The sequence below is a fragment of the Croceivirga radicis genome, from assembly GCF_002072105.2.
Lineage (GTDB): Bacteria > Bacteroidota > Bacteroidia > Flavobacteriales > Flavobacteriaceae > Croceivirga > Croceivirga radicis.
In genome coordinates, this window is record NZ_MTBC01000002.1 from 220,143 (window position 1) to 239,512 (window position 19,370).

The following is a 19,370-nucleotide window of genomic DNA, read 5'->3' on the forward strand; positions in this document are numbered from 1 at the left end:
AGCCCAGTACGAAAAAATCAAAACAGATATATGGAACCGAAAAAGAACCCAAAAGCAGATGTAGGTAGGCACAGTGGCCTCTACTTTGTTATTGGTCTTGCTTTAGTTATGTTTTTAGTTTGGCAAGGTCTAGAATGGAAAAAGTATGATGAGGTAAATGATTATGACATTGCCTTGAATGTAGAAGATCAATTGGACGAAGAAGTGCCAATGACCGAACAAATTAAAACACCACCACCACCACCGCCACCAGCTGCACCGGAGGTTATCGAGGTTGTAGAAGATGAGGAAGAAGTGGAAGAGACCGTAATTGAATCTACAGAGACTAGCCAGGAAGAAGAAATCATGGAAGTAGAAGAAGTAGAGGTAGAAGAGGTAGAAGAAGATATATCTGTTCCTTTTGCGGTAATTGAAGACGTACCTGTTTTTCCTGGTTGTGAAAATGCTGGAGACAAGAAAGCTTGTTTTCAGGAACAAATGCAAAAGCACATTCGTAAAAATTTCCGTTACCCAGAAATTGCCCAAGAAATGGGGATTCAAGGTAGGGTAGCTGTAATGTTTACTATTCAAAAAGACGGTAGTATTGGAAACATAAGAATGCGTGGGCCAGATAAAAACTTAGAGGCAGAAGCATTAAGAATTATCAACAAACTGCCAAAAATGACTCCAGGTAAACAAAGAGGACGTCCAGTAAAGGTTCCTTTTAGTATTCCAATTACATTTAAATTGCAGTAGGTTAAACTACAATATCATATGCAAGCCCTAGAGAAATCTGGGGCTTTTTTTATGCCTTTTGGTTGAAATTCAAATTAATACTTAAACTACATTGCAAAAATTGGGCTACAAGCGTATCTTTGCAGGCCAATTTAAAGAGGAAAATGAAGTCCGCCGTAGGCATAATGAAGCAAACAACTTTACCCTTAGTTATAGCAGATTTTAAGGAGATTACTAAGGTAAGACTTGCTGTTAGTGTTGTTTTTTCTTCCCTGGCTGGTTTTCTCTTGGGCGCAGATTCTATAAATGTTACACATCTAGTTTTGCTGGCATTAGGTGGTTATTGTATGGTCGGCGCTTCAAATGCCTATAATCAGGTTATAGAAAGAGACCTGGATAGTTTAATGAATAGGACCAAGAATAGACCTATCCCTGCAGGCAGAATGTCCGTAACTATGGCTATGGCAATAGCAGTTTGCATGACGTTAATGGGGATTTTGGTCTTATATCAAATTAATGCAAAAACCGCCTTGTTCGGGGCTATTTCCATTTTTCTTTACACCAGTGTCTACACGCCATTGAAAACAATTACCCCGCTAGCGGTTTTTGTTGGGGCTATACCAGGGGCCATACCCTTTATGTTGGGCTGGGTTGCTGCAACCAATGAATTTGGAATAGAACCGGGTACCCTGTTTATGATTCAGTTTTTTTGGCAGTTTCCTCATTTTTGGGCTCTAGGTTGGATGTTACATGATGATTATTCCCGTGGGGGATTTAAAATGTTGCCCACTGGTAAAAAAGATGAGGGTACGGCACTACAGATAATATTGTACACCATTTGGATGATTGTAATATCCATTATTCCGGTTTTTGGTTTTACGGGTAAATTAACGCTCTCTGTACCTGCTGCAATTCTGGTTTTTATAATGGGAATGGTTATGTTGGTCTTTGGGTTAAGGTTATATAGAAACAAGGATAACATATCTGCAAGACGGCTAATGTTGGCTAGTGTAAGTTATATAACACTTATGCAGATTGTTTATGTAGTAGATAAATTTATTTGAGGTAAAACGTATGGATTTAACACAAGGCTCCGCGAAGATTAAAAATGCCAGAGCAAAAAAAATGATGCTTTGGTTCGGTATTGTAAGCCTAATTATGGGCTTTGCAGGTTGGACAAGTGCTTACATTGTAAGTAGTAAGCGTAAAGACTGGTTAGAAACAGTAGAGTTGCCACAATTATTCTGGTATAGTTCTATTGTTATAATTTTAAGTAGCGTTACCTACGTAGTTGCCAAAATGGCTATTAAAAAAGGTAATAATGGGTTAACAACAATAGGTCTGTTAGCTACCCTTATTCTAGGCGTAACTTTTATTGTATTACAGTTTTTAGGTTTTAATGAAATGATTTCTGATTATGGTTATCGTTTTACTGGGCCAACGAGTAATATAAAAATGTCCTTTATTTATCTAATTGCTTTTGTTCACATTATACATGTTGCTGCAGGTATCATATCGTTGTTATCGGTGATTGTAAGCCACTTAAAGGGCAGGTATAGTAAAGAGGATTATTTAGGATTGGATTTGGGGGCTACCTTCTGGCATTTTCTAGATTTTCTGTGGATTTACTTGGTACTCTTTATGTACTTTGTAAAATAAATTGCCTTTCCAAAAGTTTTCCATTAGGAGGCTTTTAGAAAAGGTTAAAAGATGTATTTTTGCTAAAGTTTTATTAAAACGAAATTTTTATATGGAAACAACGGTAACAACCGGTACGGAAGATAGTGTATGGGGTGGCGGTAATAAGCCCCTTGGTGCTAGCTACGGTAAAATGATGATGTGGTTCTTTATAGTATCAGATGCTTTAACGTTTTCTGGATTCTTGGCCGCATACGGATTCTCAAGATTCAAGTTTATTGAAACATGGCCAATAGCCGATGAGGTATTTACACACGTGCCGTTTTTCCATGGTAACTATCCTATGATTTATGTTGCCTTTATGACCTTTATTTTAATTATGTCTTCTGTAACCATGGTACTGGCAGTAGATGCAGGTCATAAAATGAAACAAAACAAAGTAATCATCTACATGTTCCTTACCATTATTGGTGGTGCAATTTTCGTGGGCTCTCAGGCTTGGGAATGGGCAACATTTATTAGAGGTGATTATGGAGCGTTGGAAACCAAAGGAGGAAGAATTCTACAGTTTGTAGATGCTGCTAATGATAATAAGCGAATTGCTATAGGCGATTTTGCTAAGTCTATGCCAGAAACAAGAGAGCAACACACTAAAGATGCCGGTATCTGGTATATGGGAGAAAGTTCTTTGCCTTCTTATTCTTTGAACGAAGTGTTGGCTGGATTAAAAGATAATCCTAACATATTGGTGCGTACTGAGCAAATTAATGAAGAAGGGCATAAAACTATTCTAAATCGTTCAGAAACCTTGGCTAAGGTTAACCAGGCCGTAAGAGTAGTAGAAGGGGCTAACTTGGTAAGAAATGAATATGGTAGTCGTTTGTTTGCAGATTTCTTCTTCTTTATTACGGGATTTCACGGTTTCCACGTATTCTCTGGTGTGGTAATTAATGTAATTATTTTCCTAAATGTTGTTCTAGGAACTTATGAAAGAAGAGGGCACTATGAAATGGTAGAGAAAGTTGGTCTTTATTGGCACTTTGTAGATTTGGTATGGGTATTCGTATTTACTTTCTTCTACTTAGTTTAATCACCGTACAACGTATTTAAAAGTATTACAATGGCACACGAACATAAATTAGAAATATTTAGAGGTTTAGTAAAGTTTAAGTCCAACATACAGAAAATATGGGGTGTACTTATTTTTCTTTCTATCATAACAGCGGTAGAGGTAATTTTAGGTATCTATAAGCCAGATTTCTTTATGAAGACATACATCTTGGATATGAAACTATTAAACTGGGTTTTCATTATCCTAACCTTGGTTAAAGCCTATTACATTGCTTGGGATTTTATGCACTTAAGAGATGAGAAAAGTTCATTGAGAAGGGCAATTGTTTGGACCCCTATTTATTTGATTATCTATTTGGTATTTATATTGCTTTTTGAAGCAACTTATATCTATGATGTATTTAAGAATGGATATCTATCTTGGAACTTTTAGTTAAGATTATTTAAGAGTTAAAAAGGCGGTTTTAAAACCGCCTTTTTTTATTTTTGTGGTCAACTATTTGTCCTTGTTTAATTTGTAGTTAGAGATGGATTTTGGTTAAAGTTTCGCTATGAAAAAGACTTTTGTTCTGTTTGTATTGTTTGTCTTGCCGGTGGTGGCCTATCTCTTTTTTGCTACCGGGGTAAACAATTTTGGTAAATTACCCGTACTTCAAGAAAATGTTAGCAATATCAGTACTATTGATTCCGGTAAAACCTTCACGGATAAAATATCTATTCTCGTTTTTCTAGGGGATAATGTTTCTGATAAAAAGGGTTTGATTTTTAATCTGAATCAAAAAATATACAAACGCTTTGCAGAGTTTACGGATTTTCAGTTTGTCGTATTGGTAACTCCAAGTCAAGAAAAAGTAATTGAAGATTTAAAGTATGAAATAGGTAAACTTACAGATACGGATAAATGGAATTTTGTAACCGCATCACCTTCGCAAATACAAACCCTATATTCTAGTTTAGGGACTAAAGAAGGCTTAAGTAAGGATTATGGTACTTCCTTGGTTTTTATTATTGACAAAGAAGTCAATCTTAGGGGTAGAACAGATGATGAGGACGAAGGTGTAAAATATGGTTTTGATGCTACATCCGTGGCTGAATTAACAAATAAAATGATAGATGACGTAAGAATCATCCTAGCAGAATATCGTTTAGCTTTAAAAAAGAACAATGCCACAAGGGTCAAATAGTAAAAAGAAATACACCTACGTTTGGGTATCAACCATAGTTTTGATTTTTGGAATCTTTGCTGTTTATGAAATCACCAAACGGGTAAAAGAGGGTACTGTAGTACAAAACGATAGAATGAATGGTACTAAAATGGAAGAGGAACTAGCTTTCATTGTTAATAATGGGAAGAAAAGAAAGGTGCCGGCATTTCGGTTTTTAAATCAAGATAGCGTTTGGGTAACCAATAAGGATTATCTAGGTAAAGTTTATTTGGTCGATTTCTTTTTTACTACCTGCCCAACCATTTGTCCGGTAATGACCCAAAATTTGGTTCAAATTCAAAACGAGTTTAAAAACGAAGCTAATTTTGGAGTTGCTTCTTTTACCATTAATCCAAGATATGATTCGCCAAAAAGGTTAAAAGAATATGCCGCTAAATATGGTGCAACAGATAAAGATTGGAATTTTTTAACTGGCGATCAAGAAGCTATACATAAACTAGCAAAAGAAGGGTTCTATATTTTTGCTAACGAAGTTGAAGATGCTCCAGGAGGTTTTGAGCATAGCGGTATGTTTGCCTTGGTAGACAGAAATGGATATTTACGTTCAAGGGTGGATCAGTTTGGGAATCCACTAATTTATTATCGCGGTACAATAACCGAAAAACAAGGCGTTAATGCAGAGGGCGAGACCCAGCAAATCACCATTTTAAAGGAGGATATTAATAAATTATTGAAGGATTAGATGCGTACGGTACAGATAAATGAAAAGAAGATTAAGGTTTGGATAACAATCTTGTCCATACTTATCCCGGTTGTGGTTGCGGTATTGTTCATGTTTAAGATTCCTAATGTGGAACCATTGTCTTTTTTGCCGCCAATTTATGCAACTATTAATGGTTTAACTGCGATTTTTTTAATTATGGCTGTAATCGCTATAAAAAAGGGTAACCAAAAATTACATCAAAATCTAATGACAACCTGTATTGTGTTTTCACTGTTGTTTTTAGTTATGTATGTAGCCTATCATATGACTTCAGATTCTACTCCCTTTGGTGGTACTGGAGCAATTAAGGCTATCTATTTGTTTATTTTGTTAACACATATAGTCTTGTCAATTGCCATAATCCCTTTGGTATTAATAACTTATAGTAAATCGTATTTGGGTGATTTTGTTGCCCACAGAAAATGGGCCAAATTTACCTTTCCTATCTGGCTGTATGTTGCTGTAACAGGTGTGGTGGTTTATTTGATGATATCTCCTTATTATGTATAAGAACAGATACTTAATACTCTTACTTATTGCTGTTTTTTGGGTCGTGATTCCAGAAACAGTGAATGCCCAATGTGCTATGTGTAGAGCTGCATTAGAGAGCGAGGCAGATAATAGCAGGGCCGAGGGTATAAACAACGGTATAGTTTATCTTATGGCTATTCCGTACATATTGGTGGGAGGATTATTTTATTTCATATATAGAAAAATGCGTTCCAATACAGCATAAAAATTCCATTTTACTGTAACATATTGATAATTGGTTAGTCTTATTGGTATACCTAAGGGTATTCATCAATCAAAAAAACCAATCAAATGTTAGATATCGAAAGATGGCAAGAAATCTTTGATACCTTACGCAAGAACAAACTCCGTTCTTTTCTAACAGGTATTTCCGTAGCCTCCGGTATATTTATTCTTGTAATTCTTCTGGGCTTTGGCCAAGGAATGCGTAATGGTATTGAACAAGAGTTTAAACAAGATGCCGCAACTAGTTTGTGGGTATGGCCAGGTGTAACTTCTAAAGAGCATAAAGGTCTTAATCCAGGTAGGCGCATTACCTTAACCAATGAAAATTATAACAAGGCCACTGCCCTATTTCAAGAAGAGATAGAGTATGGCTCTTCACGTGTCTTTGTGAATAACGTTGCGGTGAACTATAAGAAAGAATCTTTGGTTTATGGTGTGCAAGGTGTTTCTGCCAATTTTCAGTTTATAGAAAATGCTAAGATGATAGATGGCAGGTTTATCAATTATCAAGACGAGGAAACAACAGCAAAAGTTGCGGTAATTGGTAAAAAAATACGAACAGATGTATTCAAAGATGTTGCAACGCCAATTGGAGAATATATAAAGTTATCCGGTATACCGTTTAAAATCATTGGGGTGTTCACAGAATATGAAGACCGGGAGGAAGAGCGTATTTACATTCCTATAACTTCAGCACAAAAAGTATTTAACGGCGGTGACCGTGTCAACAACATGTCCTTTACCTTACCTGCCAAAGATAATTTTGACGAGGCTGTGGCAGAGGCTACTCGCTTTAAGGCCAACTTAAAATCATTTTTACAACAAAGCCATACCATTGCACCAGATGATACCAGTGGGTTAGATGTATGGAGTGCCATGGAAGAAGCAAAAAGGTACTATGGACTAACCAATAACATAAAAATCTTTTTCTGGTTTGTAGGCGTGTGCACCATAATAGCGGGTGTGGTAGGGGTTAGCAATATTATGTTGATCGTGGTTAAAGAACGTACCAAGGAAATAGGCATAAGAAAAGCCCTGGGTGCAAAACCTTGGTCTATAATTGGGATGATTTTGCACGAAGCCATTTTTGTTACCGCTATCTCTGGATTTGCAGGACTTATTTTTAGCATGGCGTTATTAGAAATAGTTGGTCCGCATATAGAGATAGACTATGTTTTAAACCCATCCGTAAATTTTAATGTGGCGTTTACAACGGTAATTGTATTGGTGGTGGCAGGTACTATTGCGGGATTTTTTCCCGCATGGAGAGCTGCTAAAGTGCATACCATAGAAGCTTTAAGAGACGAGTAGGTATGTTTAACAAAGATCGTTGGAAAGAAATATTAGAAGTGTTGACCAGTAACTGGTTTAGAACATTATTGACAGCATTTGGGGTGTTCTGGGGCATATTTATTCTCATTGTTTTATTAGCCGCCGGTAAAGGCTTGGAAAATGGTATTAAACAAGACTTTGGAGATATTGCCACCAATACCATGTTCATGTGGACAAGGAGAACAACCAAGCCTTTTGAAGGTTTGCCTAAAGACCGCAGGTTTAATTTTAAGATAGGAGACGTTACTGCAATAAAAGATAATGTGTCTCACTTAAGGTTTGTTTCGCCAAGGAACCAATTAGGTGGCTTTGGAGGAAATAATAATGTGGTAAGGGGTCTAAATACTGGTGCCTACAATGTTTATGGCGACTATCCAGAAATAATAAATCAAGATCCAATGACGGTAACTTCCGGCAGGTTTATTAATCATAATGATATCCGCGAAAAACGAAAAGTGGCCGTTATTGGTTTGGGTGTTAAAAACGAATTATATGCCAAAGGTGAGAAGGTGTTGGGAACCTATATAAAAATACAAGGTGTTAATTTTTTAGTTATAGGTACCTATAAAAAGAACTCCAGCAATGGTAATGAAGAAGGACAAAAAGAAATATTTGTACCCTTTACGGCTTTTTCGCAAGCATTTAACATGGGGGAAACTGTAGGCTGGATGGCTATTACCGCTCAAGACGGATATTCCATATCGGTTTTAAAAAATCAGATTATAGATTTAATGAAAGCCAACCATAAAGTGCACCCAGAAGATAGTAGGGCGGTAGGGCATTTTGATTTATATGAACAATATAGAAGGGTAGAAAGTCTGTTTTCTGGTATTAGATGGATAGCAATTATTGTGGGAACCTTTGTCTTACTTTCTGGAATAATAGGAGTAAGTAACATTATGCTTATTGTGGTAAAAGAACGGACCAAAGAAATAGGAATTAGAAGAGCATTGGGGGAGTCTCCTTGGAGTATTAAGAAACAGATTTTAATGGAATCTATATTTCTTACACTAATATCTGGGATGACGGGTATCATCTTTGGAGCGTTAACCATTTATGGTATTAATGCATTGTTGGATAGTGTTGGGCCGGTAGATATGTTCATGAACCCAAGTGTAAGCGTCAATGTGGTTGCAGGGGCCCTTTCGGTATTAATGTTTGCAGGCCTGTTAGCGGGTTTTTTACCTGCCAATTCAGCAATAAAAGTTAGGCCTATAGAGGCGTTAAGGACAGAATAAAGAATAATCAATCAAAAATAAATAGTAACCAATGAAAAAATCGATAACCATATTAATTTTAGCAGCCATTGTTTTAGGTTTTGGGGGTGCTATGTACTATTTGTACCAAAAAAATGCAGAAGACCCAATAGTGTATAAAACCGAAGCACCGAGCAAACAGACCATTGTTAAAAAAACGGTGGCCACCGGTAGTATTTTGCCTTTAGAAGAAGTACTTATTAAACCTAATATTTCCGGAGTAATAGAAGAGGTCTTTGTAGAAGGCGGCGACTATGTTAAAAGTGGTGATTTGTTAGCTAAAATTAAAGTAGTCCCAAATTTAAGTGCTGTTAACGATGCTAGGGACGCCATTGATAGGGCGAAGATAGATTTGGATGATCAGCGTAGAAATTACGAACGCCAAAACAGCCTATTTGAAAAAGGAGTGGTTTCTAAAACCGATCTAGAGCGTGCGCAAGTAGCTTTTGACCAAGCCAAGCAAACCTATAATGCGGCAAACAAAAGGTATGATATTATTAAAACAGGAACTGCCAGTGGTTATGGAAACGAAGCAAACACTTTAATTCGTTCAACAGTCAATGGAATGGTTTTGGATGTTCCGGTAGAAAAAGGTAATCAAGTAATAGAAAGTAACAATTTTAATGAGGGCACTACTATTGCTGCTATTGCAGATGTTGAAAAAATGATTTTTGAAGGCAAGGTAGATGAATCTGAAGTAGGTAAGATCAAAGAAAATTTACCTTTAGAGATTACCGTTGGTGCAATAGAAGATCAAGTTTTTGATGCTATTCTAGATTATATAGCACCAAAAGGGGTAGAAGAAAATGGTGCCATACAGTTTGAAATAAAAGGAACTTTGACCAAAAGCGATACTACCTTTATTAGGGCTGGTCTTAGTGCCAACGCCTCAATAATCTTGGCCAAAGCAGATAGCGTACTAGCTTTAAAAGAAGCACTTGTACAATTTGATGATGCAACAAAAGAACCCTTTGTAGAAATTGCCGTAGGAGACCAGAAGTTTGAAAAAAGACCAGTAGAATTAGGTATTAGTGATGGTATTTACGTAGAAGTAAAAAACGGCATCCATGAAGGTGATCAAATTAAAATTTGGAACAACATGGAAGAGGAAATAGGTGAGCGTTAATACTTTAACACAATTTTTAGATTCGCTTTGTAACAAATCAACTTTTCAATAGTCAAATAGCAAAAGCTAGCCAAATAGCAAATTAACCAATCATGATAGAAATTAAAGATCTTCATAAATCTTATAGAATGGGTAGTAATTCACTACACGTTTTAAAAGGAATCAATTTTAGTGTAGAAGATGGTGAATTAGTTGCCATAATGGGTTCTTCAGGATCAGGAAAGTCTACTCTGTTAAACATTTTAGGAATGTTGGATGGAGCAGATAGTGGTGAATATAATTTAGATGGCGTTCCTATCAAAGACCTTAACGAAACAAAAGCTGCACAGTATAGAAATAAGTTTTTAGGGTTCATCTTTCAATCGTTTAACCTAATTAATTATAAAACGGCTGCGGAAAATGTGGCCTTGCCGTTATACTATCAAAAAGTTGGTAGAAAAGAACGCCAGGACAAATCAATAGCTTATTTAGAAAAAGTTGGACTTAAAAATTGGGCGCATCATTTACCAAGTGAATTATCAGGAGGTCAAAAGCAGAGGGTTGCAATTGCAAGGGCATTGGCCGCGGAACCTAAAGTACTTTTGGCAGATGAGCCTACAGGAGCTTTGGATAGTAAGACCTCCTACGAGGTAATGGATTTGATACAGAAAATCAATGACGAGGGCAATACTATTTTAGTAGTGACCCACGAACCAGATATTGCAGAAATGTGCAAGCGAATAGTTCACCTAAAAGATGGTGTGATCGTAGAGGATAAAAAGGTAGAACAAGTAAGAGCCGAACAGTATGTTTGATAGAGACGTTTGGCAAGAAATCTTCAATACCATAAAAAAGAACAAGCTTCGTACGTTCTTGACCGGTTTTTCTGTAGGATGGGCCATTTTTATTTTGGTAATGTTACTTGCCTCTGTAAATGGTATGCAAAATGGGTTTTATACCCAATTTAATGACGATGCCAATAATTCCATTTTTGTTCGTTCTGGTGTTACTTCAAAAGCGTATGGCGGTTTTGAGGCAGACCGTAGAATTCAATTCAAAGATGATGATATTGAATACATAAAGGCCAGTTTTCCAAAAGACATAGAATATATAAGCGGTAGGTATAGAGCAAGTACCACGGCAAGATATAAAAGCGAAACCGGTTCTTACTCCGTACAAGCGGTGGCTCCAGACCATCAAATGATTGAAAAGACATTAATGATGTCTGGCAGATATATAAATGAAGCTGATTACATTAATAAGGCCAAGGTGGCCGTTATCGGTAGAAAAGTGGCCGAAGACCTCTTTAAAAAAGAGGATCCAATAGGAAAGTTTGTAGAGTTCAACGGATTGCCATTTAGGGTTATTGGCGTTTTTACAGACGAAGGTGATGACAATGCAGAGCGAGTTATTTACGCGCCCATGACCACCTACCAGAGAATATATGGCAATACCAATCTCTTAAATTCCATAGCGCTTACGTATAATCCAAATTATGATTTAACCGAGGCTTTAGAATTTTCTGATCGTTTAGAGATTTTAATGAAAAGGAGGCATGCCGTACACCCAGACGATCAAGCTGCTATAGGAGTCTGGAACTATGCTCAAGCATTTGATGATATTAGTAAGTTCACGGCCGTTTTAAGATTTATAGGTATAGGCGTGGGTTTTCTAATCTTGATAGCGGGTATTGTGGGTATTGGCAATATTATGGTGTTTACCATAAAAGAACGTACCAAAGAGATAGGCATTCGTAAAGCACTAGGGGCCAAACCTAGCCAAATAGTAAATCTAGTAATATTGGAATCTGTGTTTATAACCGCTATTTCTGGTTTTGTAGGGTTATTGTTCGCTTGGATTATACTAGCCATAATAGGGCCTACCATACAATCGCCAGCATTTACCAATCCTAATGTAAGTCTTGGGGTTGTGGTAACGGCAACCATTATCCTAATAGTTGCGGGGGTGCTGGCAGGTTTGTTACCTGCCATGAAAGCAGCAAAAGTTAAACCAATTGTAGCATTAAGCGATAAATAGTTATGTGGTTATTTGATAGAGACATGTGGTCAGAAATTTTTCATACGTTGGGGCAAAATATGTTCCGTACGTTCTTGACCATGCTTGGGGTAATTTTTGCTATGATTATTTTGGTTTTGCTTTTGGGTTCTACCAATGGTATGAGCAATGGTTTTGATAAGATTTTTGCCGGTACGGCTTCTAACAGCCTTTTTGTATGGGCACAAGCAACTTCAGAACCCTATAAAGGATTTGAGAGAGGTAGAAGAATTCAATTTAAAATAGAAGATGCGGACATCCTTAAAAAGAACATTCCAGAAATTGAAGTGCTAGCCCCAAGAATAGAATTAGGTTCTCATAGGGGAGTGGTTTCGGTTTACAGAAAAGGCCGAACCAGTGGGTCTGCAGTGTATGGAGATTTTCCACAGATAGATGAAATCACTAAAAAGAAACTGGTAGAAGGCCGGTTTTTAAACAAAAGTGATATTGATGAGGCTAAAAAAGTCTGTGTAATAGGGGAAGAAACTTACGAATTGCTTTTTGATAAAGGAGAGCAGGCCATAGGTACGGAATTAAGAATCAATGGGGTGTTTTTTACCATTGTGGGCATGTATAAACCTAATGACAACATCAACATAGATGGAGAGAATGCGGTATTTATACCTTTTACTACTTTTCAAAAAGCGTTTGGTTCTGGTAATCGTATGGGGTGGATGGCCATTGCCGTAGATGCAAACACAAAAGTTTCTTTTGTAGAGTCGCAAATAAAAACCCTACTTAAGAATAAATACGATATAGCCCCAACAGATGAAAGAGCTATTGGTAGTTTTGATTTTTCTGAAATTTTCAGCAATATCTCTGCCTTTACCACTGTGCTTAAAGGTTTTTCGTTCTTTGTTGGCCTGTTTACCCTGTTAGCAGGGGTTATAGCCATTAGTAATATACTACTAATAACCGTTAAGGAACGTACTAAAGAAATTGGGGTACGTAGGGCCATGGGGGCAACACCTAAGATAGTTAAAAGACAAATCGTGTTAGAAGCGATAGTATTAACTGCATTTGCAGGTTTAATCGGTTTCGCTATTTCTATAGGCATTCTCTCTGGTTTAAATGCAGCATTCGGCTCCGGAGAAGATTTTCCTTTCGTAAATCCTATGATAACCATACCTCAATTTACCATATCCTTTGTGTTAATGGTTGGGCTCAGTGTACTTATAGGATTAATACCAGCCAATAGAGCATTAAAAATTAGGCCAATAGAGGCACTAAGAGAAGAATAAAAATCAAAATAACTAATCAAATACAAAAAGTAATACAATGAACAAATTTGTAAAATACGGTTTAGTAGGGCTAGGGGTCGTTGTAATCCTTGGCGCAATCGTGGTTTTCTTAAAACAAAACAGTAAACCAAAACAACTGTTTAAGACAGAGACCGTAGAGAAAAAAGATATTACCAATAAGGTTATTGTTACCGGTAAAGTAATTCCAGAAGACGAAATTGAAATTAAACCACAAATCTCTGGAATAATAGAAAAGGTCTATTTAGAAGAAGGGGCTAAAGTTAAGGCAGGAGAATTAATTGCCGTGATTAAAGTTGTTCCTAACGAACAGTCTGTATACCAGGCAAGAGGTAGGGTTAATAATGCCAAAGTAGCATTGACCAATGCCGAGACCGATTACAAAAGAAACAAGACCCTTTTTGATAAAGGTGTAGTATCTGCACAAGACTTCCAGAATATTCAATTAGCATTTGACCAAGCCAAATTGGAATTGCAAAATGCACAAAACGATTATCAGATAATCCTAAAAGGATCTGCTGGAGGTTCTTCGAGCGCAAATACAAATATTAGAGCTACTGTTAACGGTACTATTTTAGAAATCCCAGTAGAAGAAGGGGATCAAGTAATACAAAGTAACAACTTTAATGATGGTACAACTATAGCTACCATAGCAGACATGGGCAAGATGATTTTTGAAGGAGAGGTAGACGAAGCTGAGGTAGGAAAGCTACATGTTGGTATGCCGTTAGAAATTAGCTTAGGCGCTTTAGAAGAAAGTAAATTCGATGCCAAACTTAAATTTATTGCCCCTAAAGGTGTGGAAGAAGAAGGAGCGGTTCAATTTAAAATTGAAGGGGACTTAGTTGTGACCGATAGTATGAACATCCGAGCCGGCTACTCTGCAAACGCATCAATTGTTTTAGATGAAAAGAAAGATGTAATGTCTATAAAAGAAGCACTTTTACAGTTTGATAAGGATACGGAACAACCTTATGTTGAGGTAGAAACTGGAGAAAACCAATATGAACGCAAGGATGTAGAATTGGGTATTAGCGATGGAATTGATGTAGAAATTGTTTCTGGTTTAAGTGAGGGTGACAAAATTAAAGTTTGGAACAAACTAGAAAAGAAATCAACGGATAATTAGGCCAGTTAGAAACTGATTTAAGTAACCATAAAATCAAAAAACGAATGAAATTTAAAATAGCTATACTAACACTTGTAGGTGTCGTAAGCATGGCTTCGGCACAGGTAAAAAAGTGGACCTTAGAAGAATGCGTTACCTATGCCGTAGACCATAATTTAACCGTTGCCCAATTTGAGTTGGATTTGGAGAACGTAAAACTAGAGAAATCAGATGCGATTGGTAATCTGTTGCCAGACTTAAACGGCCAAGCCTCTTTATCTGGTAATACAGGTTTAATATTGGATCCAACTACTAATAATCTTGTGTCTGGTACAATTTTGTCTTCTTCCATGAATATGACATCTAGTGTAACCCTGTTTAACGGATTAAGAAATTATAATAATTTAAAAAGGGCAAAGATGAATGCGCTGGCATCACAATATCGTTTAGATGATTTAAAAGATGATATTCGTTTAAATGTTGCCAACGCGTATTTGCAAGTATTATCCAATAAAGAAGCTTTAAAAGTATCAGAAGCGCAATATGCGGTAACGCAACAAGACTTGAATAGAACAAAGGAGTTGGTAGAAGCAGGTGTTGTGCCCAAGGGAGATTTGTTAGAGATTGAAGCAACCGCTGCCTCACAAGAACAGCAAATAGTAAATAACGAGGCCTTGGTTCTCATTTCTAGAATTAGTTTGGCCCAGTTATTACAAATAACGGATTACGAAACATTTGATATAGCCGATGAGACTTTTGAGGTGCCACCAAGTGACATCTTGCAGCAGTCTGCCAAAACTATTTTTGACAAAGCCTTGACCTTTAGAAACGACATAAAATTGTCCAAGGCAAATGTTGAATTGGCAGAGAAAGATGTAGAGATTGCTAAAGGAGCATACATGCCAACTTTAGGAGCTTTCTTTAATTATAATACTCGATATTCTGACCAGAATAGAGACCCGTTTACCGGTGAAGATTTAAAATTTGTGGACCAATTATGGTTAAACGATGGTATTTCTTATGGAGCACAATTAAATGTGCCCATCTTCAACGGATGGAGTACCCGTAATAATGTAAAACGTTCCCAAATTAGCTTAGAACGTGTAAAACTGCAATACGAGCAAGATAAGCTGACTTTGGAAGCTACCGTACAACAAGCATATGCAGATGTAAAAACATTTGGAAAATCATATGAAGCCGCACAGAAAACCTTAGAAGCTAGAAGAACAGCTTATCAATATGCAAAAGATCGTTTTGAGGTTGGATTAATGAACAGTTTTGATTTTAGCCAAGCACAATCTCGTGTAGATGATGCAGAGGCAAACGTAATAAGAACTAAGTACGATTATATTTTTAGAATAAAGATTCTAGAATTTTATTTTGGTTTACCAATACAATTGAACTAGGTATATTTGTAGCTAGTATGGCTACAATATTAAACTTAGAAACAGCAACAACCAATTGTTCCGTAAGTATTGGTGTAGATGGTAAAGTAGTTGCTTTAATAGAAGAAAACGCTGCTAACTACTCGCACTCAGAACAATTGCACATTTTTATAAAAGAAGCCTTGCAAGAGGCTTCTTTGTCTTTTTTAGACATAGATGCAATTGCGGTGAGTAAGGGGCCGGGTTCTTACACAGGTCTACGAATTGGGGTGTCTGCAGCTAAAGGTTTATGTTTTTCTTTGGATAAGCCATTAATAGCTATTCCAACCTTAGAAAGTTTGGCGCAGCAAATTAATGTGCAGCCAAATGAGTTTATTGTTCCGGTGTTGGATGCTAGACGTATGGAAGTTTATTCCTGTGTTTTTGATGCTGAATATAAGGAGTTAAGAGCTACCGAGGCCGAAATAATTGATGCAAACTCATTTGAGCGCTTTTCCAGTAAGGGAATAGTACATTTGGTAGGCAACGGTGCTGAAAAATGCAGAGAAGAACTTGGAGAAATTAAGTTTGCATACCATCAAGAAAAAGTGCCATCTGCATTGCAAATGGCACCCTTGTCTTTTAGTAGATTTGAGCAACAACTATTTGAAGACGTTGCTTATTTTGAACCTTATTATCTAAAGGATTTTGTTTTACAAACCAAAAAGAAGAAGGCTTAATCGTCTATTTCTTCTGAGTGTATAACCCTTTGCGGAAAAGGAATTTCAATACCTGCTTCGTCAAACTGTAATTTGGATTGCTCAATAAGGTTGAACTTAGCACCCCAAAAGTTTTCATTTTTGGCCCACCATCTTAAGGATAGGTTTACAGAGCTATCTGCCAATTCCGCTACATATACTTCTGGTTTAGGTTCTTTAAGTATGCGTTCATCTTGCTCGCAAAGTGCCAACAAAATATCTTTAGCTTTTTTAATGTTGGAACCATAGCCTATACCTACAATATAGTTGTCCCTGCGAATGGGTTCTGCACTATAATTTACAATATTACCATTAGCCAATTGGCCGTTAGGTACAATGGCTAATTGGTTTCCAAAAGTATTCAGTTTCGTATTAAAAATTGAGATTTCCTTTACAGTACCATCTACACCTTGGGCAGATACAAAATCGCCTACCCTAAATGGTTTGAACAAAAGAATTAATACGCCTCCGGCAAAATTGGATAAAGAACCTTGCAAGGCTAGACCAATTGCTAAACCGGCCGCACCAATCATGGCAATTAAGGAAGAGGTTTGCACGCCTAGTTGGGTTACCACCAACACAAACAACATAACTTTTAGACCAATGCTGATAAAGCTTTGTAAAAAACTCTCCAAAGTTTCGTCATAGTCTTTTTTTGCGAAAAATTTACGAACCAACTTATTTATGATCTTAATAAACCACAAACCAGCAAAAAGTATGATAATGGCCAATATTAAATTGGGGACCAAATCCCAAAACCATTCTATGGCTTTATTTATGTGTTTTTCGTAATCTTGAAATTCTTCTAACATAGCTTTTGTTTTAAGCCGCCAACCTACGGTATAGATTTTAACATTTCAAAAAATTGAAATTAAAACTGGGTTAAAATTAAGGTCGAATTTATAGTTGTTTTAACACCTCCCCCGATGAGGTTACAGGTAGTTTACAAGAACCTTCTATACATACATAGATTAAGGTTTGACCTGGAACGTGCCTATTTTGTAATAATTCTATTGGACTTTGGTCGTCTTTTGTGGCAACTAATATGCTATTGGGAATGTATTCCTTGCCCAATTCACGGCCAATCTCTTTATAAGCTTCACCAACAATGGCTATTTCATAAAAATTATTCTGTTGGTAGGAGATAAGGTGCATCCAATTAGAAAAACCTTGTGCGCTTTTTATAAAATTGTCTTGCACATTGTTTATCATGGCAGAAGCAATTTCTCCATACGGTTCCTTCATGTAGACTTTGTGTAGTTTATAAAGGTTGTTGGCCATTATGGAATTAGAAGCGGAGATAACATTGTCGTTTGTTTCTATACTTCGTCTAATCAATTTATCATCCAAATCAGAAGTGTAGTAAAACATGTTACTTTCTTCGTCTTTAAAATGTGTAATGGCATAGTCTGTTAGATTTTTTGCTAGGGTAAGCCAGCGGTCGTCAAAAGTTACCTCATAAAGACCTATAAAGCCATCTATGAGTGTTGCGTAATCATCTAAAAAACCATTGATGCTGCTTTTACCGTTTTTATGGTTTCTGTATACCGAAAAGTCGTCTTGTATTATTTCTTGTTCTAGAAAATTTGCGTTTTTTAATGCTAATTGTAGGTATTTATCATTTTGTAAATAGCGGTAAGCATCTGTTAATCCTTTTAGCATGAGCCCGTTCCAAGAGGTTAGGATTTTGTCGTCTAATCTTGGCTTTTCCCTTTGGTCCCTAACTTTTTTAAGTTGTTTAAGATTTTTAGCTATTTGCTGGGTTAAGTTGGTTGTAGTTATTCCTAAGCTATCTGCAATTTCATTATCGCTTGCATCTCTGATAAGAACATACTTGTCTTCTTCCCAATAACCGTAGCTGTTAATGTTGTAGTAGGTTTTAAAAACGCTGGATTCACTACCTAAAATGCTATCCAATTCTTTTTCGGTCCAAACGTAATAGGCACCTTCTTCTAGTTTACCGCTACTGTTTTTACTGTCTGCATCTAAGCTGGAATAAAAGCCACCATTAGTATCCAATAATTCTAATGTGGCAAAGCCTACGGATTTTTCTACGGTTTCTTTGTAGAGCGAATTTTTGGTCACTGCATAGGCTTTACTGTATAGGCTAATTAGTTGCCCGTTGTCATATAACATCTTTTCAAAATGTGGAACATGCCATTTAACGTCAACTGCATACCTAGAAAAACCGCCATCAATTGGGTCAAAAATACCGCCATAAGCCATCCTTTTCAGGGTGGTATTTACATATTCTAAAATAGTATCGTTTTTATTGGCCGTGGCATAGTGTAAAAGATACTCCAAGTTGTTGGGCATCATAAATTTTGGTGCCCTTTTGTAGCCGCCAAGATAGGTGTCAAAACTAGTGCTCCAATTTTGTACGGCTAAATCCAATTCTTCTTTAGTAAAATTTATTTTGGAGGTCTTGTTTTCCACTAGGTTTATGGCTTGTATGCCTTGTTCTAGCTTTCCTGCATATTCTTGTACTTTTTCAGGGTTGTTATGATAGAGATCAATTAGGCTTTTGAGCGATTTTGTCCAATTGTCTTTTGGTAAATAAGTGGCCCCCCAAAACGGCCTGCCGTCTGGCAATGCAACTATATTTAAGGGCCAACCCCCATTACCGGTCATCATCTGTATGGCATCCATATAAATTTGATCAACATCTGGCCGCTCTTCGCGATCAATTTTAATATTAATGAAGTTCTCGTTCATTAATTTTGCCACTTCTTCGTTTTCAAAACATTCTTCTTCCATTACGTGGCACCAATGGCAGGCTGCGTATCCAATACTTATTAGTATGGGTTTATTTTCCGCTTTTGCCCTTTCTAAAACCTCAGGTTTCCATGCATTCCAATCAACGGGATTATGGGCGTGCTGTAATAAATATGGACTAGTTTCTTCTACTAAGGCATTGGTGTATTTATGTTCCATTTTATTTTGGGTTTCTTGGCAACCAACTAGAAAAAGTGTTCCTAGGAATAAACCAAATACGTATTGTTTCATAATTTACAATTGGGTACAA

20 protein-coding genes are annotated in these 19,370 nt (G+C 36.8%); 18 read left to right on the top strand and 2 right to left on the bottom strand.

Annotation, left to right across the window (positions count from 1 at the left end):
- Positions 1 to 30 precede the first annotated feature (30 nt).
- From BUL40_RS03850 to tsaB, 18 genes are all read left to right on the top strand, one after another.
- Positions 31 to 735, top strand: a complete 705-nt coding sequence (locus tag BUL40_RS03850) for an energy transducer TonB (protein ID WP_010518466.1) — start codon at positions 31 to 33, stop codon at positions 733 to 735.
- A 143-nt stretch (positions 736 to 878) separates the two neighbouring features.
- Positions 879 to 1,778, top strand: a complete 900-nt coding sequence (cyoE, locus tag BUL40_RS03855; protein ID WP_080318151.1) for a heme o synthase — start codon at positions 879 to 881, stop codon at positions 1,776 to 1,778.
- A gap of 10 nt (positions 1,779 to 1,788) precedes the next feature.
- Complete coding sequence (locus tag BUL40_RS03860; protein ID WP_080318152.1) at positions 1,789 to 2,373, top strand: cytochrome c oxidase subunit 3; 585 nt, start codon at positions 1,789 to 1,791, stop codon at positions 2,371 to 2,373.
- A gap of 91 nt (positions 2,374 to 2,464) precedes the next feature.
- The gene (locus BUL40_RS03865) at positions 2,465 to 3,442 is read left to right on the top strand and encodes a cytochrome c oxidase subunit 3 (protein WP_080318307.1); all 978 of its coding nucleotides are present in this window, start codon (positions 2,465 to 2,467) and stop codon (positions 3,440 to 3,442) included.
- 30 nt (positions 3,443 to 3,472) lie between these two features.
- The gene (locus BUL40_RS03870) at positions 3,473 to 3,856 is read left to right on the top strand and encodes a cytochrome C oxidase subunit IV family protein (protein ID WP_010518462.1); all 384 of its coding nucleotides are present in this window, start codon (positions 3,473 to 3,475) and stop codon (positions 3,854 to 3,856) included.
- 118 nt (positions 3,857 to 3,974) lie between these two features.
- Positions 3,975 to 4,607: a hypothetical protein gene (locus tag BUL40_RS03875; protein ID WP_080318153.1), complete on the top strand. Its 633-nt coding sequence runs from the start codon at positions 3,975 to 3,977 to the stop codon at positions 4,605 to 4,607.
- Positions 4,588 to 5,331 (top strand): SCO family protein, encoded by a 744-nt coding sequence (locus BUL40_RS03880; RefSeq protein WP_080318154.1) that lies wholly within the window; start codon positions 4,588 to 4,590, stop codon positions 5,329 to 5,331. Before BUL40_RS03875 ends, BUL40_RS03880 begins: the two co-directional genes overlap by 20 nt.
- Complete coding sequence (locus tag BUL40_RS03885; protein ID WP_080318155.1) at positions 5,332 to 5,862, top strand: DUF420 domain-containing protein; 531 nt, start codon at positions 5,332 to 5,334, stop codon at positions 5,860 to 5,862.
- Positions 5,855 to 6,088, top strand: a complete 234-nt coding sequence (locus BUL40_RS03890) for a hypothetical protein (RefSeq protein WP_080318156.1) — start codon at positions 5,855 to 5,857, stop codon at positions 6,086 to 6,088. The genes BUL40_RS03885 and BUL40_RS03890 overlap by 8 nt, the downstream gene beginning before the upstream one ends.
- 86 nt (positions 6,089 to 6,174) lie before the next feature.
- Positions 6,175 to 7,419 carry an ABC transporter permease gene (locus BUL40_RS03895; RefSeq protein ID WP_010518456.1) on the top strand — a complete coding sequence of 415 codons (1,245 nt, stop codon included), beginning with the start codon at positions 6,175 to 6,177 and terminating at the stop codon, positions 7,417 to 7,419.
- Between the two features lie 2 nt (positions 7,420 to 7,421).
- A complete protein-coding gene (locus BUL40_RS03900; protein ID WP_080318157.1) occupies positions 7,422 to 8,678 on the top strand; it encodes an ABC transporter permease in 1,257 nt (418 codons plus the stop codon).
- A 31-nt stretch (positions 8,679 to 8,709) separates the two neighbouring features.
- Positions 8,710 to 9,822: an efflux RND transporter periplasmic adaptor subunit gene (locus BUL40_RS03905; RefSeq protein ID WP_080318158.1), complete on the top strand. Its 1,113-nt coding sequence runs from the start codon at positions 8,710 to 8,712 to the stop codon at positions 9,820 to 9,822.
- A 92-nt stretch (positions 9,823 to 9,914) separates the two neighbouring features.
- A complete protein-coding gene (locus BUL40_RS03910; RefSeq protein ID WP_010518453.1) occupies positions 9,915 to 10,616 on the top strand; it encodes an ABC transporter ATP-binding protein in 702 nt (233 codons plus the stop codon).
- Entirely contained in the window at positions 10,609 to 11,838 is a 1,230-nt protein-coding gene (locus BUL40_RS03915; RefSeq protein WP_080318159.1) for an ABC transporter permease, read from the top strand. Before BUL40_RS03910 ends, BUL40_RS03915 begins: the two co-directional genes overlap by 8 nt.
- A gap of 2 nt (positions 11,839 to 11,840) precedes the next feature.
- On the top strand, positions 11,841 to 13,097 hold the full coding sequence (locus tag BUL40_RS03920; protein ID WP_010518451.1) for an ABC transporter permease: 1,257 nt from the start codon (positions 11,841 to 11,843) through the stop codon (positions 13,095 to 13,097).
- 37 nt (positions 13,098 to 13,134) lie between these two features.
- Positions 13,135 to 14,244, top strand: a complete 1,110-nt coding sequence (locus BUL40_RS03925; RefSeq protein ID WP_010518450.1) for an efflux RND transporter periplasmic adaptor subunit — start codon at positions 13,135 to 13,137, stop codon at positions 14,242 to 14,244.
- A gap of 44 nt (positions 14,245 to 14,288) precedes the next feature.
- Entirely contained in the window at positions 14,289 to 15,629 is a 1,341-nt protein-coding gene (locus tag BUL40_RS03930; RefSeq protein WP_080318160.1) for a TolC family protein, read from the top strand.
- Between the two features lie 17 nt (positions 15,630 to 15,646).
- Entirely contained in the window at positions 15,647 to 16,327 is a 681-nt protein-coding gene (gene tsaB / locus BUL40_RS03935; protein WP_080318161.1) for a tRNA (adenosine(37)-N6)-threonylcarbamoyltransferase complex dimerization subunit type 1 TsaB, read from the top strand.
- On the opposite strand, the gene BUL40_RS03940 is transcribed toward tsaB, so the two are convergent.
- Positions 16,324 to 17,157: a mechanosensitive ion channel family protein gene (locus BUL40_RS03940; protein ID WP_010518446.1), complete on the bottom strand. Its 834-nt coding sequence runs from the start codon at positions 17,155 to 17,157 to the stop codon at positions 16,324 to 16,326. The genes tsaB and BUL40_RS03940 overlap by 4 nt on opposite strands.
- An 88-nt stretch (positions 17,158 to 17,245) precedes the next feature.
- Positions 17,246 to 19,351 carry a thioredoxin domain-containing protein gene (locus BUL40_RS03945; protein ID WP_080318162.1) on the bottom strand — a complete coding sequence of 702 codons (2,106 nt, stop codon included), beginning with the start codon at positions 19,349 to 19,351 and terminating at the stop codon, positions 17,246 to 17,248.
- Between the last annotated feature and the right edge of the window lie 19 nt (positions 19,352 to 19,370).

Excerpts from the sequence above, each read along its gene's own strand:
- BUL40_RS03890 (WP_080318156.1), top strand. The coding sequence starts at position 5,855 with ATGTATAAGAACAGATACTTAATACTCTTACTTATTGCTGTTTTTTGG.
- BUL40_RS03870 (WP_010518462.1), top strand. The coding sequence starts at position 3,473 with ATGGCACACGAACATAAATTAGAAATATTTAGAGGTTTAGTAAAGTTT.
- BUL40_RS03875 (WP_080318153.1), top strand. The coding sequence starts at position 3,975 with ATGAAAAAGACTTTTGTTCTGTTTGTATTGTTTGTCTTGCCGGTGGTG.
- BUL40_RS03850 (WP_010518466.1), top strand. The coding sequence starts at position 31 with ATGGAACCGAAAAAGAACCCAAAAGCAGATGTAGGTAGGCACAGTGGC.
- BUL40_RS03910 (WP_010518453.1), top strand. The coding sequence starts at position 9,915 with ATGATAGAAATTAAAGATCTTCATAAATCTTATAGAATGGGTAGTAAT.
- BUL40_RS03895 (WP_010518456.1), top strand. The coding sequence starts at position 6,175 with ATGTTAGATATCGAAAGATGGCAAGAAATCTTTGATACCTTACGCAAG.
- BUL40_RS03900 (WP_080318157.1), top strand. The coding sequence starts at position 7,422 with ATGTTTAACAAAGATCGTTGGAAAGAAATATTAGAAGTGTTGACCAGT.
- BUL40_RS03905 (WP_080318158.1), top strand. The coding sequence starts at position 8,710 with ATGAAAAAATCGATAACCATATTAATTTTAGCAGCCATTGTTTTAGGT.
- cyoE (WP_080318151.1), top strand. The coding sequence starts at position 879 with ATGAAGTCCGCCGTAGGCATAATGAAGCAAACAACTTTACCCTTAGTT.
- BUL40_RS03920 (WP_010518451.1), top strand. The coding sequence starts at position 11,841 with ATGTGGTTATTTGATAGAGACATGTGGTCAGAAATTTTTCATACGTTG.
- tsaB (WP_080318161.1), top strand. The coding sequence starts at position 15,647 with ATGGCTACAATATTAAACTTAGAAACAGCAACAACCAATTGTTCCGTA.
- BUL40_RS03930 (WP_080318160.1), top strand. The coding sequence starts at position 14,289 with ATGAAATTTAAAATAGCTATACTAACACTTGTAGGTGTCGTAAGCATG.
- BUL40_RS03880 (WP_080318154.1), top strand. The coding sequence starts at position 4,588 with ATGCCACAAGGGTCAAATAGTAAAAAGAAATACACCTACGTTTGGGTA.
- BUL40_RS03865 (WP_080318307.1), top strand. The coding sequence starts at position 2,465 with ATGGAAACAACGGTAACAACCGGTACGGAAGATAGTGTATGGGGTGGC.
- BUL40_RS03925 (WP_010518450.1), top strand. The coding sequence starts at position 13,135 with ATGAACAAATTTGTAAAATACGGTTTAGTAGGGCTAGGGGTCGTTGTA.
- BUL40_RS03945 (WP_080318162.1), bottom strand. The coding sequence starts at position 19,351 with ATGAAACAATACGTATTTGGTTTATTCCTAGGAACACTTTTTCTAGTT.
- BUL40_RS03860 (WP_080318152.1), top strand. The coding sequence starts at position 1,789 with ATGGATTTAACACAAGGCTCCGCGAAGATTAAAAATGCCAGAGCAAAA.
- BUL40_RS03915 (WP_080318159.1), top strand. The coding sequence starts at position 10,609 with ATGTTTGATAGAGACGTTTGGCAAGAAATCTTCAATACCATAAAAAAG.
- BUL40_RS03940 (WP_010518446.1), bottom strand. The coding sequence starts at position 17,157 with ATGTTAGAAGAATTTCAAGATTACGAAAAACACATAAATAAAGCCATA.
- BUL40_RS03885 (WP_080318155.1), top strand. The coding sequence starts at position 5,332 with ATGCGTACGGTACAGATAAATGAAAAGAAGATTAAGGTTTGGATAACA.